Genomic DNA, 16067 nt, shown 5'->3' on the forward strand with positions numbered 1-16067 from the left:
CCGGCACCGCCGTTAGGCTCTCGGTATGAACACTGTGACTCCGAAGCTTCTCGCTGCCGCCGGTGCCACGGCGCTCGCCCTCGCCCTCTCTGGGTGCGTCACGTTCTCGGCTGCGCTCCCAGGTACGTCTCCAAGCGCGGGGGCACCGAACCGGATCGGCCCCGAAGGCTGTGGGGTGAGCGCCGACAAGGTTTCGACGCTCGTCGATGACGTGCTCGCAGAGCTCGGCACGGTGCAGGAGTCGGCGCTTGCCGGCGACATCCCTGACCTCTCGAAACTGCTCACGCCGTTTCAGGACGATGTTGCAACACTCACCGAAGGCGTGACCGACCCGGAACTGCTCGCGGCGCTCACCGAGGTGCAGGCCGGTTTCACTGGGTTCGCTGAGATTCCCGCGCCGCAGAACGTGCTCGAGGGCGCCGGCTGGGTCCAGGAGTTCACAGCCCAGCTCCAGGAGCTTCGCGACAGCGGTGCAGCGCTCAAGGAGCTCTGCACCGCCCCGTAAGCACTGTCGCTAGCGGGTCGCTGCCGGATCAGGATCGGGTTCGAGCAGCGTCGCAACCACGGTCGATGTCCACTTCACGATGTCGCCGTCGTCTGGCGTTGCGCGCTGCCCGACGCCCGCGAGTGGGCTCCGCGCGCTTGCGGTGCCTCCCGGGAGCGGGATCTGTAGCGTTTTCGTCGATTCTGTGTACTTGCCTCCCGGGTACATGCGAGTCATGCGCATGCGCCTGGAGTCGAGCAGCGTGACTGGTTCGAGCTTCAGCGTCGGCCCGAGCGCGACAACCTTCGTAAGTCCGAGGATCGATGCACGTCGCCGCAGCGCCGAGACCGCGGCGAGGCGCTGCACTTCCGCGGGCGGCTCACCGTACCGGTCGGTGAGTTCTTCAAGCACCAGCTCGACGTTCTCAGCTGGCGCCTGCGGGTGTGAAGCGGCAGAGAACTTCTGATAGGCCTCAAGTCTGAGCCGTTCGCTCTCGACATAGTCCTCGGGAATGTGTGCGTCCACTGGAAGCTCAAGAATGAGCTCAGTGTTCGTCTGGACGTCCTCGCCCTTGAACGTATTCACTGCTTCGCCGATCATACGCAGGTATAGGTCGAACCCAACGCCCGCGATGTGGCCAGACTGCTCGCCCCCGAGCAGGTTGCCCGCGCCGCGCAACTCGAGGTCCTTCAGCGCGACCTGCATACCCGAGCCGAGCTCGTTGTTCGCGGCGAGGGTCTCAAGTCGCTCATTCGCGTGCTCGGTGAGGGGCTTGTCTGGGTCGTACAGGAAGTAGGCGTATGCCCGCTCGCGGCTGCGGCCGACGCGACCGCGCAGCTGGTGGAGCTGGCTGAGCCCATACTTGTCTGCCTGATCGATGATGATCGTGTTCGCGTTCGCGATGTCGAGCCCCGTCTCGATGATGGTCGTCGACACGAGCACATCGAACTTTCGCTCCCAGAAGTCCTGCACGACTTGCTCGAGCTGATGCTCGGAGAGCTTTCCGTGGGCCACTGCGACGCGCGCCTCGGGCACGAGCTCGGCAATCTTTGCGGCAGTTCGTCCAATCGAGCTCACCCGGTTGTGCACGAAGAACACCTGTCCCTCGCGGAGCAGCTCGCGGCGAATCGCCGCCGAAATCTGCCGATCGCTGCGTGGCCCAACGAAGGTGAGGATCGGGTGTCGATCTTCCGGCGGAGTCGCGAGCGTCGACATCTCTCGAATGCCGGTGACCGCCATCTCGAGGGTGCGCGGGATCGGGGTCGCGCTCATCGCGAGGATGTCGACGCCAGTTTTCAGCGCCTTGAGTTTGTCCTTGTGCTCGACGCCGAAGCGCTGCTCCTCGTCGATGATGAGGAGGCCGAGATCCTTATAGATCACGCCGTCGGCGAGCAGTCGATGAGTGCCAATGACGACGTCGACGGTTCCCGCTGCGAGCCCCTCGATGGTCTCCTTCGCCTCTTTGTCGGTCTGGAACCGGCTGAGCGCGCGGAGCTGCACGGGAAACCCTGCGAAGCGGTTCTGGAACGTCTCGAAGTGCTGGTTCGCGAGGAGCGTTGTTGGCACGAGCATCGCGACCTGCTTGCCGTCTTGCACTGCTTTGAATGCTGCACGAACCGCGACCTCGGTCTTGCCAAACCCGACGTCGCCAGCAAGCAGCCTGTCCATCGGTACCGGACGCTCCATGTCACGCTTCACCTCGTCGATCGTGGTGAGTTGGTCGAGCGTCTCGGCGTACGGGAATGCCTCTTCGAGTTCGCGCTGCCATGGCGTATCAATTGAGAATGCGTGGCCAGGCGACGCCATGCGGGCTGAGTACAGCTTGACGAGTTCAACAGCGATGTCGCGGACAGCCTTGCGGGCCTTCTTCTTCGCGTTCGACCAGTCACTGCCGCCCATTTTCGAAAGTGCTGGAGCCTCGCCGCCAACGTACCGCGACAGCTGGTCAAGCTGGTCCGTCGGCACATAGAGCTTGTCCTTGGGCATGCCGCGCTTCGTCGAGGCGTACTCGATGACGAGGTATTCGCGTAGCGCTTTGCCTGCGTCCCTCCCGATACCCGTGGGCACCATACGCTGGGTCAGCTCGACGAACTGGCCAATGCCGTGCGTCTCGTGCACGACGTGGTCGCCAGCAACAAGTTTCAGCGGATCGACAACGTTCTTGCCGCGCCGCCGCGCGAGCTTCTGGCCACTCTGCCCCTGGGAGGTAACAGTTCGCCCGAAGAACTCTGCCTCGGTTTCAAGCAGCAGTTTCGCTTCTTCGCTCTCGAACCCCTGCCAGGCAATACCTGTGACGAGGTAGATGACTCCGGCTTCGAGCGCCGACGGGAGCTCGTCGACGATACGTGCGGCCGCACCAGTCTCGGTGAGGAGGTCGCGGGCGCGCTCGACAAGCCCCGCCCCCTGCGCGGTGACGATCGCGCGCCAGCCTTCGGCGAGCCTGCGGCTCAGGTGCACGAGCGCTTGAGCAGTCGCGTCGTTGTCTGTCGCTGACCGACGCACGGGTCCACCAGCAACAGTGATGATCGCATCGTCGACTCCGTCGATCACGGTGAGCCCGCGTGACTCGTCGCTCGCAGGCGGCTCTCCCCCGCCCGCGTCATCGGCATCGCGTACGAACCCGGTCATGCTCCACCAGGGGCGGTCGTGCGAGGCACGACGAAGCTCAGCGACAGTCAGCATGCCGCTGTCGCCCGTCGGCACCGGCGTCTCCGCCCCGACGGTCGCAGCGTGCCAGGCGGCCTCGAGAAACTCTCGGTTGGTGTCGGCGAGGCTCACGGCGCGACCCGCGACGCGTTCTGGCGACACCACGAGCACGGCGCCGCCATCGGGCAGCAACGAGGTCAGTGGCGCGAGCCCGGGCAGGAGCTGCGGCAGCAGGCTCTCCATGCCCTCAACCGAGATCCCCTCAGACATCTTCTCGAGCATCGTCGAAAGCGCCGGGAACTTCGGCAGCAGGTCGGCTGCGCGGGCGCGAACCTCGTCGGTGAGGAGCAGCTCGCGCGCTGGCCACAGCTCGAGAAGCTCTACGGGGTCGCCGGCGCTTCGCTGGTCTGACACCGAGAATCTGCGGATCTGATCGACCTCGTCGCCGAAGAAATCGACGCGCATCGCTTGCTCAGCCGCTGGCGGGAAGACGTCGAGGATCCCGCCACGCACGGCGAACTCGCCGCGCCGCGTCACCATGTCGACGCGAGTGTACGCAAAGTCAACAAGCTTTCGAGCGAGCGCGTCGAGACCCGCACCTTCGCCCCCCATGCGCGGTTCCTTGCCAGCGCGCAACACGACAGGCTCGGCGAGCGCGGCGTGTGGCGACACGGGCTGCAGCGCAGCGCGGACGGAGGCGACCATGACAAGCGGGCCGGCCTTGGACTGCTCGGGGTTATCGCGGTAGTCCCGGAGCATACGGAGCGCCTCAGCTCGGCGCCCAACGGTCTCCGCGCTTGGGCTCAATCGTTCGTGCGGCAGCGTTTCCCAGGCCGGAAACTCGGTAGTCCTCGCTTCTGGGATGAGGGATGCGACTGCTTGCCGGACTGAGTCCGCCTCACGGCTCGTCGCGGCGATCAATAGGTATGCGCCGCGGTCGCCTGAGGCACGACGCCGACGGATGAGGCCAGCGATCAGCGGCGCCCGCAGTCCGTCTGCGACCGAGAATTCTGCGTCGATACCAGCGGCATCGAGCGCGCGCGCAAACGACGGCGCGCCCTCGAGCAGCCCGTCAAGTCCGCGGAGACTCATCGCGCGCCCCCGTGGAATCGCTGTTGGGTGGCGGTGAGCCCGTCAGTGACGAGCATCTCCGTGGCGTCAGCAGCGTCTTCAAGCAGCACGGCGAGCGTGTCACGCTCGCCGGACGCGAACGGCTTCAGCACAAAGTCCGCCGGGTCTTGCTGCCCTGGCGGGCGCCCGATCCCGATCCTCACCCGCAGAAATTCTGGTGTGCCGAGCGCCTTCGCAATGTCGCGGAGTCCGTTGTGGCCGCCGTGGCCACCCCCCTGCTTCAGTTTCAGCGAGTCGAACGGCAGGTCGAGCTCATCGTGGAGCACGATGACGCGTTCGGCATCGACACCGAAGTACTTCGCAAGCGCCGATACGGGACCGCCAGATGTGTTCATGAACCCGTTCGACTTCGCAAGAATAAGCTTCGGCCCACCAGGCACGAGCCGGCCTTCGGCGACCCGCGAGTTCGTTTTGTGAGGAGAAAACTTCGACCCCATGCGCGCAGCGAGCACGTCGAGCGCCATCTGGCCAACATTGTGCCGTGTCGCCTCGTACTTCGGCCCGGGGTTTCCGAGGCCGACGACCAGCCAACTATCACTCGCCACGGTCTCAACGTCCTTTTTCTTTCGCAGGCCAAACACCCTCTAAGCCTATGCGGCGTTGGGCGGCCGGGAGTGCGAAATTGCTCTCGGCTGAACTGTTTGCTTGGACACACAAAACCCGCCGGGCGGTGCGGCACCGCCCGGCGGGTTGTGTGAAGCGTGCGAGGGTTACTCTGCGGCTGCCTCTTCGGCGCCCTCAGCGTCCTCCTCGTCCGCAGCTGCGCCGCGGGGAACAACGACCTGCACAACGAGGTGCTCAGTGTCGTCGAGGAGCTCAGCGCCCTTGGGAAGCTCGAGGTCGCCCGCGAGAATCTGGGTGCCCTCTTCGGCGCCTTCGATGCTGACCTCGACCGAGTCGGGGATCGAAGTTGCGGGGACGAGCAGCCGGACCGTGTTGAGATCCTGCAGCGAGGTGGTGCCCGAGAACGAGGTGCCGGTCACGTGGATCGGAACCTCGACCTCGACCTTCTCGCCCTTCTTGACGATAAGCATGTCGACGTGCTCGATGATCTGGCGTACGGGATCCTTCTGCACGTCCTTGACGAGCACGAGCTCCTTCTTGCCCTCGATGTCGAGTTCGATGAGCGCGTTAGCCTGGCGCACGATCAGGCTCAGCGGGTGCGTCTCAACGGTGATGTGCTTGGGATCGGTGCCGTGACCGTAGACGACTACGGGGGTCTTGCCAGCAGCACGGAGCTTGCGGGCCGCGCCCTTGCCAAAGTTGTCGCGTGCAGCTGCGTCGAGCTTGTTCTCTACGCTCATAATGATTCTCCTTGCGGGCTCTCGCCCCGTGTCGGGTGGGTATCCCCACCGGCGTGGTTTCTCGCACTTGTAACGTGCGACGCAGCGATGCCCCGATGTGGGGAGTTCGTTCCGCGTCGATAACGGGCGCTCGCGCGCCCCTCGCCGAAGTACAGCCACTAATCTTACACGACTTGAACCTCTGCTACGACCCGAGGTTCGCGACAGCCCGCTCGATCTCAGTATCACCGTCGAGGATGTCAACGGTTAGGCCCCTGAGCTTAGGGCGTGCGACGATTTCAGCGAGCACCCGAGCGACGTTGTCGCGGCTCACCGGACCGCGATCGAGTCGCGCACCGACAGTCACTCGGCCGGTCCCCGCGTCGTTCGTCAGCGTTCCCGGCCGCACGATGACCCAGTCAAGCCCGCTTGCCTCGAGCGCGAGGTCTGCTGCGTACTTTGCCCGCTGGTAGGCGGCAAAGTCGACACCCATCGTCTCTGGCGGAGTAGTGGCGACCCCGATGTAGGAGATCTGCACGACCCGCGCACCGAGCTGCGCTGCGGCGGTCATCGTTGCGAGCGCCCCCTGATGGTCGACGGTCTCCTTGCGCTCTGGCCCAGAACCGGGGCCAGCGCCAGCGGCAAACACCAGCGTGTCGGCGGCTCCGAGCGCACGCGCAAGCTCGTCGCCATTCGTTCGTTCAAGGTCGAGCAGCACTGGCTCACCGCCCGCGAGTTCGACGTCGGCAGCGTGCTCAGGGTTTCGAATCACGCTCAATACTCGATGCCCCGCCGCGCTCAGCAGCCTGGTTGCTCTGAGCGCGATCTGGCCGTGACCGCCGATCATACCGACGACGGTTGGAGAAGAATCGTTCATGCTGAACTCCTATTCAGTTCCGGCGCCGGTCAGCTGCACCAGGTCGGCATCATACGCCTGGGCAAGCTCGTCAGTGCGCACGAGCGCACCAATTCCCGGGCTGCCAGCGCCGACGACCACTGTCTGACCGCTCAGGCTCTCGTCAATGATGACCGGCCAAGCTGTGCTCGACCCGAGTGGTGTGATGGTGCCGCGTTTGTAACCTGTAGCGGCGTAGGCCGCGTCGGCGTCAGGCAGCGACAGCCTGTTCACGCCGAGGTGGGCGCGCAGTTTCGCCCAGCTGAACTGGCCGTCGAGCGGGGTGAGCACGAAGACAAATCCCTCCCCGCGCTGCACGACGACGCTCTTCACGATCTGCGCCCCGCCGAAGTCTGCGCGCGTCGGGCGGCCGGTGCCGTCACGCACCACGAACTCGACTGCAAGGCCACGCGCTGCGGCGTCGGACGCGGCCCTGTAGACCTCGGAGGGCACGTCAGTCTCGGTTCCTGCCGCGTGTGTCATTGCCGCCTCGTTTCTTCCGGGAGCGTTTCCCAGTGGGTGAAACGCTCCCGGGAAAGAAACTATTTCACTGGATGAGGGTGGGGCAGGCTAGTCGTTCCACGACCAGATATCGTCGCCGCGGAGCGTCGCATCTGCGCCACCGTCGCAGTAGATGACCTGACCGGCCATGTGGGTGTTTTGCTCGTCGGTCAGCCACACCAGCACGTCAGCGATCGACTGCGCGGGCTGGTGCGAGTTGAGCGGCATCGGCACGGCGGAGTCAACCATCGCGCGCCCTTCTGCCGTCGCGAGGAGTTCCTCGGTCATGGGGGTGATAACTGTGCCCGGCGCGACGGCGTTGAGGGCGATGCCTGCGCCGGCCCACGTCGGGGTGACTGCCTCACGGCGTACCCAGCGAGCGATCGCCCGCTTGGAAGACGGGTAGACGAGGTAGCCGACCTCGGGGCCCTGGGCGACGACGGCGTCAGCAACGGCGAGGGTCTTCGCCTCGTCGCCTGAGAGCGCGGCCTCGACCATCTCCTTCGAGTTGGGCTGCAGCGATGCCATCGACGAGACGACCGCAGCGCGGGGCGCCTCAGCTGCGGCGAGCGCCGGCTGAAGGGCCTCGAGGAGCTCCGTCACACCGAAGTAGTTGATCGAGATTGTCTTCGAGATCGGCGCCGAGATGCCGGCGCAGGCGATAACGCCGTCGATCACGCCGCCGGCGAGCTCGGTCGCACGCGCGGCCGCATCGATTCGGCCTTCGTGGCTCGACAGGTCCGCTTCAACCTCTGCGTTCTTCAGGTCGATGCCGATCACGCGGTCTCCCCTGTCGCGCAGGGTCTTCGCGGTTGTGGCTCCAATGCCTGAAGCCGAACCTGTCACTACGTACGTGCGGGTCATGATGTTTCTCCTTCGGTTGCATGCGCAGCCCCGATCGGAGCGGCGCTGTGGCGGCGACGTGGCCGCCAGCTTCTAGCCGTGGGTTTCCGGCCGAAGCAGCCTCATAGCGACGCCTGTCACCGTGCGGATCTCGGCGGTTGACAATTGCGCCGTTGCTTCTTCGACGATGCGCACACCGGCCCCGACGAGCCTCGCGTAGGCGGCTTCACCCTCGTCCGTGAGTGACAGCGTTATCGATCGGGCGTCGGTCGCGCTTTGCGATTTCATGACGAGTCCGGCTGCGGTGAGCCGCGCGAGCGCCTTACTCATGGTCGGCCTGCTCAACCGCAGCTCGTCCGCGAGCTCCGCTGGCCGCACGCCCATGCCAGAGCCACGTTGCCCGATGAGGTACAGCGCGCGCACGTCACCCTCAGCGATGTCGACACCGACCTCGGCGGCGATGCTGCCTTGCGTCACCGAGGCCGTCCAGTTTGACACGAGGCCAACGATCGCTGCGAGCAGCTCTGCAGCGGCATTCTCAGGGTTGTTGGCTGGCATATGCCCAGCTTACTCTTTTAGTTGCCATTGGCAACTACTTCTCCCCTGCCTAGCGCTCCGGGCGCAACTTCACAGCGGATTCAACCGCCAGCAGTAACAAGCCCCGACTCGTACGCTGCGATGACGAGCTGGGTTCGGTCACGGAGCCCGAGCTTGCTCAGCAAGCGCGAGACGTGCGTCTTCACAGTCTGCTCTGAAAGGAACAGGTGCCCCGCGATCTCCGCGTTCGTGTTGCCTGCCGCGACGAGTCGCATCACGTCGAGCTCACGCTCGGTCACCTGAGATAGGCTCGCCGACGGCTTTCGTTCGGGGCGCGCAGCGTAGTCAGCAATGAGCCGACGGGTCACTGACGGAGACAGCAGCGCCTCGCCGGCGGCGACGATCCTGACCGCCCCGATGAGATCCTCAGCGCTCGCGTCCTTCAGCAAGAACCCACTCGCTCCCGCCCGAAGCGCCGAGAACACGTACTCGTCGGCATCAAACGTCGTCAGCATGATAACGCGCGGGTGCTCGTCGCGCGGCGCACTAAGAACCGCACGCGTCGCGTCAAGCCCATTCATTCGCGGCATGCGAATATCCATCAGGATCACGTCGGGTCGCGTCCGGCGAACAAGCTCAGTGACCTCGTCACCGTCAGCCGCGTCCCCAACGACAGTGATGTCGGGCTGAGCGCCAAGCAGCGCACCAAACCCCTGACGTACCATGGCCTGGTCATCGACAATCGCGACACGGATTGACGAGCGATCGGATTCGGAAGTGGGCATGTGTCGATCCTATGCTCGAGCGCCCCTCACGGCCGCGCCCAGCAGGGCAAGCTCGCGAACTTCACTCTCGCGGGTGACCCCTTCACGCGATCGGATTCACTCGCCAGGGTGACGCGCACCAGTAGATGCGCCCTCTACAGTTGGCATCACCGGCACCACCAATGCCGGCAGATTGGCCTCACCGGCCGCTGGCCGGACGAGAGACAGGGATTGAACCATGGTGAAGACAACAACTCAGCCAGCGCCGCGCCTATCGCGTGCCGGCGCCTGGTCGGGACTCTACAACCCGGCCCTCGTGATGCGCGACATCGGCTACGTCCTTCCGGGGTTCTTCATCTCACTCATCGCCTTCTCGCTCCTCGTCCCGCTCGCATCTCTCGGCGTCGCTACTCTCATCGTCTGGCTGGGGGCCCTGCTCCTGCCAGCGACACTCCTCCTCGCGACAAAGTTCGCTGAGCTCTCACGGACCCGAGCGGCCTGGTGGGGTGCGGCGGTTCCCGCTCCCGCGTACCGGGCTCCCGGCCCCGGCCTCGGCGGGTTCATGCGCATCATGGCTGACGGCCGTCGCTGGCTCGATCTCGCATTCGAGACGCTGGTCGCATTCCCGGTCCGCGCGGTCACATTCTCAATTGGGATCGCCTGGCTCGCGGCAGCACTTGGCGGCACCACGTGGTTCATCTGGTCTCCATTCCTGCCCGAAAACGACAGCGTCTTTCCGGGCAACATGCTCCGTGCGATCTTCGGCGATGCCCTCACCCACGAGGCCGCCTACTCCCGCGCAGCCGAGAGCCTGACGTACACACTCTTCGGCGCTACCGCACTCGCGCTGACCCCCGTCGTCATGCGTGCGCTCGCCGCGTTCGATATCTCGCTGACCCGGGCAGGGCTCGGCGGAAGCGCCTCCTCGACGCAGGGCAACGGGGCCACGAAAACCCCCGCCGCAGACGGGCTCTCGACTTCCCAGCCACCACTCGCATCGTTCACGGGCTGGTCATGGATCCTGATCGGATTTGCAGCAGTCGCGACGATCGCCGTCTCCTGGCCGCTCCTCGCCACGCTCTACGACGTACATCCCGCGATCGCCATGGTGCTCGCAGCAGCCGAAGCAACAGCCGTGGCGCTCGCGCTGCGCCTCCCCGCCATCGCGATTGCCCTCGGCACCATCGCGCCGGCCGCAACCGCACTCATCACCGCTGCGCCAGTCGAGACGCCGTGGCCGTGGCCCGTGACAGCGCTCATCGTGCAGGCGCTCCTCGCGTTCATCATCGGACTGCGTCATCATTGGCGTTGGGTACTGGCGGCACTCGCGCTGCCACAACTCGCGGTTATCGCCGCCGTGGGGTTGTCGGGGGCCGGTTTTACAGCCGGCACGATCAGCAGCCTCGTCATCAGCAGCTCCGTGGCGCTCGGGCTCGGACTCGTCGGGATCGTGCTGCAGGGAATCCTTGAGAACCGCGGGGCGCTTCGCGCCGAGCGCCAACACAGCGCAGAGCTTGACGCGAAACAGCGCGAACTCTCGGAGCGCAACCTCGTCGCCCGAGAACTCCACGACGTTGTCGCACACAGCATGTCTGTCGTGAGTATCCAAGCAAACACGGCAAAGTACCGCATTCCCGGGCTCGGCGACGAGGCAGAGGCAGAGTTTGCGGCAATCGCGCAGTCCTCACGTCAGGCGCTCTCGGAGATGCGGGGGCTCCTCGCAACCCTCCGCGACAGCGACGGCACGGCCCCGCTCGCGCCGCAGCCGACGCTTTCAGACCTGCCAGCACTCATCGAAGGCAGCCGCAACTCGGGCGCCGAGATCACGTTCACCCAAAGCGGCGGCGTCACCACCGAACCCGTGCTCTCCGCGACGGGCCTCACCGTCTATCGGGTCGTCCAAGAAAGCCTCGCGAACGCCATGCGTCACGCCCCCGGCGCGGCGATCGACGTGACAGTCACACTTGGTGACGACGAGATCACTGTCGCCGTCGTGAACAGTCACGCGCCCGTCGAAGCGCCGCCCGCGCCCGGGTCAGGCCTCGGCCTCACCGGTCTGCGCGAACGTGTAGCGGCGCTCGGCGGCACAGTCACTGCTGGCCCAACAGGCGAAACCGGCGCGGGCGAAGGATTCGCCGTCCACGCGACGTTGCCACGCTAAGCCTGCGAAACGCGAGTGCCCCGCACCCCCGAGAGTCGGTGGGTGCGGGGCACTCGCGAGTTGTAGGGGCGGACCGCCTAGGCGACGCCATTGAAGCGGTCGAGTCGCATCTGCGCTGTGGCCTCATGGGCCGTCATCCCCTCAGACGCCGAGATGGTGATCGTCGCAGGCGCAACAGTCGGCGTTGCCTCCCGCTCGACGCGCTGGTACGTCAGCGGCTTGAGGTAGCGCGACACCGAGAGTCCCGCGCTGTGCTTCGCGCCGCCAGCGGTCGGCAGCGTATGGTTCGTGCCCGCCATCCCCTTGTCGGAATAGGCAACCGTGCTCCACTCGCCAACGAAGATCGAACCGTAGTTGCGAAGGTTCTCGTGATACCACTCGTCGTCACCGGTGATGACCTCAAGGTGCTCCGGGGCCAGATCGTCCATGAGCGCCGCAGCAACTTCGCGGTTCTCTGCAACAGTGACCGAACCGTAGTCGCGCCATGCTGGGCCACAGATCTCGGCTGTCGACAGTGTCTGCAGCTGGCGCTCGACCGCCTCCATGACCGCCAGTCCGTGAGCCTCATCGGTGGTGACAAGGGCGGCCGGGGAGTTCGGGCCGTGCTCTGCCTGACCAAGCAGGTCTGCTGCCACGATCTCTGGGTCGGCAGTCTCGTCAGAGATCACCGCAACCTCAGATGGGCCAGCAAGCAGGTCAATCGCGACCCTGCCAAAGAGTTGACGCTTCGCCTCGGCGACAAATGCATTGCCTGCGCCAACGAGCATGTCTGCCGGCAGTTCGTCGATCAGTCCAAACGCCATCGCGGCGAGCGCCTGAACTCCCCCGAGCATGAAGACCCGGTCCACACCCGACACGTGGGCCGTGTAGAGCACGGCGTCGTTTGCCTGCCCGTTGGGCTGCGGCGGGGTGCACGCAACGACGTGGGGCACGCCGGCTGCTTTGGCAACGCCGACGGTCATGAAGGCGCTCGCTGTGAGCGGGAATCGCCCTGCGGGCATGTACGCGCCGACGCGGCCAACGGGAATGTAGCGCACTCCGGTGTGCAGGCCCGGCGCGAGCTCGACGTCGAAGTCAACGTGCCCCTCGCGCTGGCGGCGAGCGAACGCCTGGGTCCGCTCAGCTCCGAGCTCGATTGCTGCACGCAGGTCAGGGGCGATGCGATCTCCACTGCTCGCGATTGTCTCCCGAGAGATTTCGAAATCGCCACCATCCCAGCGGTCAAGCTTGCGGGCGTAGTCGCGAACGGCGTCGAGGCCTCGCTTCTCGATATCGAGGAGCATCGCGGACACTGTCTCAACGACCTGGGGATCGCGCTGCGCTGCGGGAACGTCGAGTGGGGTCTTCAGCCGAGTGAACCGGCCGTCGTACTTTGTCAGAATTGGGGTGGTGAACTTCATAGTTCTGATCGTAAAAACGCGAGAGCAACAATACAACGGGGCAGTGAACTAGAGATCACATAGGGTTAGGCTATGACAATCACTCAGCTCCGGGCATTTGTGTACGCCGCCGAGCATGGCTCCTTCACAAGTGCAGCGAGCCGCCTCGGCGTTTCGCAGCCGACGATCTCGGCGCTCATCAGAAAACTTGAGGAGCACCACGAGTTGCCGCTCTTCATACGCACTGGTCGCAGGCTCGCGCTGACTGCGGCGGGCAACGAGCTGCTGGGCTGGGCGCGCCAGATCGTCGAGACGTCCGAGCTCGCTGACGAGGCACTCATCGAGCTTCGGGGAATACAGCGCGGATCAATCTCGCTCGGGGTGCTGCGCAACGCAAACTTCTACTTCCTCCCCGACATGGTCGAGAGGTTTCATAGGCGCCGCCCGAACGTCAACCTTCGCCTCTTCGGCCAGAACTCCTTCGAAGTCGTCGAGGGCGTTCGAAACGGTCAACTCGAAGCGGGCATCGTGGTCCTCCCGGTGCCTGACGAGGAGCTTGAGGTGTTCCCGCTTGTGCAGGACGAGGTCCTCTGGGCCTCAATCCATCCTGAGCGAGTGGCGACGGCAGTGAGCATCGATCAGATCGTCGCACACCCTGTCGTGCTGTACGACGCAAGCTACAGCTGGAATGACCCCACGCGGCGACAGCTTAGCGAGCGCGCGCAGGAGCGCGGTTTGCGCCTCCAGCCACGCTTCGAGGTGGAATACCTGGAGGCCGCACTCGAACTCGTCAAGCGCGGCCTCGGCGACACAATGGTGTCGCGAGCCGTGACTCAGAACGTCAGCTTTCCACCAGAGATCCACGTGGCCCCGTTTGAGACGCCACTCTACGACACGATCGCAGTGATTCGTCGCCGGAACAGCGTGTACTCCCCCGCGATTCGCGAACTCATTGACATCGTGAACGACATCCTCAAGGAGCGCGCGTACGGCAACGGCCGTCCTGGCCGGACGAATCCAGCGCAGAACGGCCGTAATAGCGAGAACCCTCGCGCTTAGTCTTCGTCGAACTCCGGGAAGACTGTGACAGCCTCGGTCTCAGGCGTGTCCAAGATTCCCGAGCGGCGAAGCAGCGCCCGCGTGCGCGAGTGCTGCGGGTCCCCAAAGACGTCCTCGGGAGGGCCCTGCTCGACGATCTGGCCACCGTCCATCACCACGATGCGGTCGCCGATCTCGCGAGCGAACTGCATTTCGTGGGTCACGATAACCATTGTTGTCCCCGACGCAGCGATGTTCTTGATGACTGCGAGAACTTCGCCGACGAGCTCTGGGTCGAGCGCCGAGGTCGGCTCGTCGAACAGCATGACGTTTGGTTCCATGGCCATCGCACGTGCGATCGCAACGCGCTGTTTCTGGCCGCCCGAAAGCCTGGACGGGTAGTTCGCCATGCGGTCAGCCAGGCCGACCCTCGCAAGCGCCGGCTCGGCGAGGGCACGCGCCTGCTGCTGTGACAGCTTCTTCACGTGCATGAGCGGCGCCATGACGTTCTCAAGCGCCGTCTTGTTCATGAAAAGGTTGAAGTGCTGGAACACCATTCCGATGTCCGTGCGCTTGCGAGCAGTCTCTCTCGCCGATTCCGCGACAAGCCCCCCGGCGCTCTCGCGGTACCCCACCAGGTGATCGTTCACGAGAATCTTGCCGCTGTCGATCACCTCAAGCTTGTTGATGCAGCGCAGCAGTGTTGACTTCCCTGAGCCGCTCGATCCGATCAACACGACGGTCTCGCCTGGCAGCACGTCGAGATCAACGCCCTTGAGAACCTCGAGGGTTCTGCGGGTGTCCTTGCCCCCGACGAGCCGCTTCCAAAAGCTTGGCTTCTCCCCGATAAGGAAGCTCTTATGCACATCCTGAATCTGAATCACTGGGTTAGGCACGGCTTCTCACCTTCTTCTCGAGTACGATCACGAGCCGCGAGAGCGGCAGCGACAACGCAAGGTACAGGACCGCTGCTGCGGTGTAAATCTCGACTGTCTGGAATGTCTGGGAATTCAGCGTGTTTGCGGTCTTCAAGATCTCAGAGACTGCGATGACGGAAGTCAGTGCCGTGTCCTTGACCATTGCAATGAAGTAGTTGCCGATCGGACCAAGCGCAACCTTGAATGACTGCGGGATCACGATACGCCAGAGCGCCTTCGTGGGTGTGTACCCGAGCGACAGCGCAGCCTCGGTTTGACCGCTGTCGATTGCAAGAATCGAGGTCCGGTAGACCTCGGACAGGTACGCGGCATAGTTCAGCCCGAGACCGATAATGCCGGCTGCGATTGGGTCGAGCTGCACACCAACGACTGGGAGCACGAAGTAAATGTAGACGAGCTGCACGAGCAGCGGGGTGCCGCGGAGCACTTCGACATAGACCACAGCGATGCCGCGCAGAATGCGGCTCGATGAGAGGCGGGCAAGGGCGATGAGCAGGCCAAGCACCAGGGCAAGGATCATCGCCCCGAGCGCGAGCTGCGCGACGACAGGCACGCCCTTGATGAGCTTCGGCATCACACCGATCACGTTTTCAATGAATTCCAAGACTTCTCCTCACACGGAGATAGTGGAGCACCTGCAGTGCTCCACTATCGACGCGTTCGTTACTCCGCGATGTTGTCTTCGCCGAGGCCGTACTTCTGCAAGATCTCGAGGTACTTCGGCGAAGCCTTGAGGTTCGCGAGCGCACCGTTGAGCTCTTCACGCATTGCGTCGCTGTCTGCGTCCTGTCGGAAGGCGGCCGCGATGGTTCCCGGGAAGTACGGATCGTAGGGCGAAACGAGCTTCACCTTGTCGTTCGGGTTCTGCACCAGACTCCACGCCACCACTGCCTGGTCGGTGAAGCCTGCGTCAACCTGACCGTTCGCGATCGCCTGGATGAGGTTTGCCTGCGAGTCGTACTGCTTGATGTTCGCCTCGTCGGTCAGCTCCTGGGCGATCTCGAGGTGCGTAGTCCCAGTCATCACGCCTACAGTCTTGCCGCGCGCATCATCGCGCGACGCGAACGTCGAGTTCGCGGGAACAAGCATTCCCTCGCCCTGGTAGTACCATGTGTCCGAGAACGCGAGCGTCTCCTTACGCGAGTCGGTCACGTACAGGCCGTCGGCAATGAAATCAGCCTTCTTCGAGAGCACGGTCTGCGGCATCGTCGCAAAGTCGGTGACGACGACTTCGATCTTCCAATTGAGCTCTTCTGCCATCGCACCGAGCATCTCACCGTCGATCCCCGTCAGTTCACCCGTCGCTTCGTCAACGAACGAGAAGGGGGCATCGTTTGATGTCACGATCTTCACGGTGCGCTCGGCATCGCCGCCCTCTGCTTCAGGAGCCGCCGAGCTGCAGGCACTCAGTGCGAGCGCACTCACCGCGAGAGCGGCAATGAGAGAAAACTTCTTCTTCATAGTCAT

General features: G+C 64.4%; 15 protein-coding genes. 3 read left to right on the forward strand and 12 right to left on the reverse strand.

Annotated elements, in window-relative coordinates; all coding sequences use genetic code 11:
• The first annotated feature begins 25 nt into the window (after window positions 1-25).
• Window positions 26-505: a hypothetical protein gene (locus KI794_RS11555; protein ID WP_119284642.1), complete on the forward strand. Its 480-nt coding sequence runs from the start codon at window positions 26-28 to the stop codon at window positions 503-505.
• 9 nt (window positions 506-514) lie between these two features.
• On the opposite strand, the gene mfd is transcribed toward KI794_RS11555, so the two are convergent.
• From mfd to KI794_RS11595, 8 genes are all read right to left on the reverse strand, one after another.
• Entirely contained in the window at window positions 515-4222 is a 3708-nt protein-coding gene (mfd, locus tag KI794_RS11560; RefSeq protein ID WP_255808171.1) for a transcription-repair coupling factor, read from the reverse strand.
• Window positions 4219-4806 (reverse strand): aminoacyl-tRNA hydrolase, encoded by a 588-nt coding sequence (pth, locus tag KI794_RS11565; RefSeq protein WP_119285033.1) that lies wholly within the window; start codon window positions 4804-4806, stop codon window positions 4219-4221. The genes mfd and pth overlap by 4 nt, the downstream gene beginning before the upstream one ends.
• Before the next feature lie 165 nt (window positions 4807-4971).
• A complete protein-coding gene (locus KI794_RS11570) occupies window positions 4972-5565 on the reverse strand; it encodes a 50S ribosomal protein L25/general stress protein Ctc (protein ID WP_119284644.1) in 594 nt (197 codons plus the stop codon).
• Between the two features lie 184 nt (window positions 5566-5749).
• Complete coding sequence (locus KI794_RS11575; protein WP_255808172.1) at window positions 5750-6421, reverse strand: SDR family oxidoreductase; 672 nt, start codon at window positions 6419-6421, stop codon at window positions 5750-5752.
• Between the two features lie 9 nt (window positions 6422-6430).
• Window positions 6431-6922 (reverse strand): aminoacyl-tRNA deacylase, encoded by a 492-nt coding sequence (locus KI794_RS11580; protein WP_119284646.1) that lies wholly within the window; start codon window positions 6920-6922, stop codon window positions 6431-6433.
• Between the two features lie 87 nt (window positions 6923-7009).
• On the reverse strand, window positions 7010-7804 hold the full coding sequence (locus tag KI794_RS11585) for an SDR family oxidoreductase (RefSeq protein ID WP_119284647.1): 795 nt from the start codon (window positions 7802-7804) through the stop codon (window positions 7010-7012).
• Window positions 7805-7876: 72 nt separating this feature from the next.
• Entirely contained in the window at window positions 7877-8341 is a 465-nt protein-coding gene (locus tag KI794_RS11590) for a MarR family winged helix-turn-helix transcriptional regulator (RefSeq protein WP_255808173.1), read from the reverse strand.
• 80 nt (window positions 8342-8421) lie between these two features.
• Window positions 8422-9105, reverse strand: coding sequence for a response regulator (locus KI794_RS11595; protein WP_119284649.1), 684 nt, complete (start codon window positions 9103-9105; stop codon window positions 8422-8424).
• Window positions 9106-9322: 217 nt separating this feature from the next.
• Here KI794_RS11595 and KI794_RS11600 point away from each other — a divergent pair, with 217 nt between their 5' ends.
• The gene (locus tag KI794_RS11600; RefSeq protein WP_119284650.1) at window positions 9323-11245 is read left to right on the forward strand and encodes a sensor histidine kinase; all 1923 of its coding nucleotides are present in this window, start codon (window positions 9323-9325) and stop codon (window positions 11243-11245) included.
• Window positions 11246-11322: 77 nt separating this feature from the next.
• Here the strand turns inward: KI794_RS11600 and hisD are convergent, their stop codons facing one another.
• Entirely contained in the window at window positions 11323-12645 is a 1323-nt protein-coding gene (hisD, locus tag KI794_RS11605) for a histidinol dehydrogenase (protein ID WP_119284651.1), read from the reverse strand.
• A 72-nt stretch (window positions 12646-12717) separates the two neighbouring features.
• On the opposite strand from hisD, the gene KI794_RS11610 reads away from it, so the two are divergent.
• Window positions 12718-13683 carry a LysR family transcriptional regulator gene (locus KI794_RS11610; protein WP_119284652.1) on the forward strand — a complete coding sequence of 322 codons (966 nt, stop codon included), beginning with the start codon at window positions 12718-12720 and terminating at the stop codon, window positions 13681-13683.
• Here KI794_RS11610 and KI794_RS11615 read toward each other — a convergent pair.
• Genes KI794_RS11615 through KI794_RS11625 form a run of 3 tightly spaced genes read right to left on the reverse strand, consistent with a single transcriptional unit; the run spans window position 13680 to window position 16067 of the window.
• A complete protein-coding gene (locus KI794_RS11615) occupies window positions 13680-14558 on the reverse strand; it encodes an amino acid ABC transporter ATP-binding protein (protein WP_441776121.1) in 879 nt (292 codons plus the stop codon). The genes KI794_RS11610 and KI794_RS11615 overlap by 4 nt on opposite strands.
• Window positions 14551-15204: an amino acid ABC transporter permease gene (locus KI794_RS11620; protein ID WP_119284653.1), complete on the reverse strand. Its 654-nt coding sequence runs from the start codon at window positions 15202-15204 to the stop codon at window positions 14551-14553. Before KI794_RS11620 ends, KI794_RS11615 begins: the two co-directional genes overlap by 8 nt.
• A 59-nt stretch (window positions 15205-15263) precedes the next feature.
• Complete coding sequence (locus KI794_RS11625; RefSeq protein ID WP_119284654.1) at window positions 15264-16067, reverse strand: substrate-binding periplasmic protein; 804 nt, start codon at window positions 16065-16067, stop codon at window positions 15264-15266.

The sequence above is a fragment of the Leucobacter aridicollis genome, assembly GCF_024399335.1.
GTDB classification, from domain to species: Bacteria; Actinomycetota; Actinomycetes; order Actinomycetales; family Microbacteriaceae; genus Leucobacter; species Leucobacter aridicollis_A.

Excerpts from the sequence above, each read along its gene's own strand:
- KI794_RS11555 (WP_119284642.1), top strand. The coding sequence starts at position 26 with ATGAACACTGTGACTCCGAAGCTTCTCGCTGCCGCCGGTGCCACGGCG.
- mfd (WP_255808171.1), bottom strand. The coding sequence starts at position 4,222 with ATGAGTCTCCGCGGACTTGACGGGCTGCTCGAGGGCGCGCCGTCGTTT.
- KI794_RS11570 (WP_119284644.1), bottom strand. The coding sequence starts at position 5,565 with ATGAGCGTAGAGAACAAGCTCGACGCAGCTGCACGCGACAACTTTGGC.
- KI794_RS11575 (WP_255808172.1), bottom strand. The coding sequence starts at position 6,421 with ATGAACGATTCTTCTCCAACCGTCGTCGGTATGATCGGCGGTCACGGC.
- KI794_RS11580 (WP_119284646.1), bottom strand. The coding sequence starts at position 6,922 with ATGACACACGCGGCAGGAACCGAGACTGACGTGCCCTCCGAGGTCTAC.
- KI794_RS11585 (WP_119284647.1), bottom strand. The coding sequence starts at position 7,804 with ATGACCCGCACGTACGTAGTGACAGGTTCGGCTTCAGGCATTGGAGCC.
- KI794_RS11590 (WP_255808173.1), bottom strand. The coding sequence starts at position 8,341 with ATGCCAGCCAACAACCCTGAGAATGCCGCTGCAGAGCTGCTCGCAGCG.
- KI794_RS11595 (WP_119284649.1), bottom strand. The coding sequence starts at position 9,105 with ATGCCCACTTCCGAATCCGATCGCTCGTCAATCCGTGTCGCGATTGTC.
- KI794_RS11600 (WP_119284650.1), top strand. The coding sequence starts at position 9,323 with ATGGTGAAGACAACAACTCAGCCAGCGCCGCGCCTATCGCGTGCCGGC.
- hisD (WP_119284651.1), bottom strand. The coding sequence starts at position 12,645 with ATGAAGTTCACCACCCCAATTCTGACAAAGTACGACGGCCGGTTCACT.
- KI794_RS11610 (WP_119284652.1), top strand. The coding sequence starts at position 12,718 with ATGACAATCACTCAGCTCCGGGCATTTGTGTACGCCGCCGAGCATGGC.
- KI794_RS11625 (WP_119284654.1), bottom strand. The coding sequence starts at position 16,067 with ATGACTATGAAGAAGAAGTTTTCTCTCATTGCCGCTCTCGCGGTGAGT.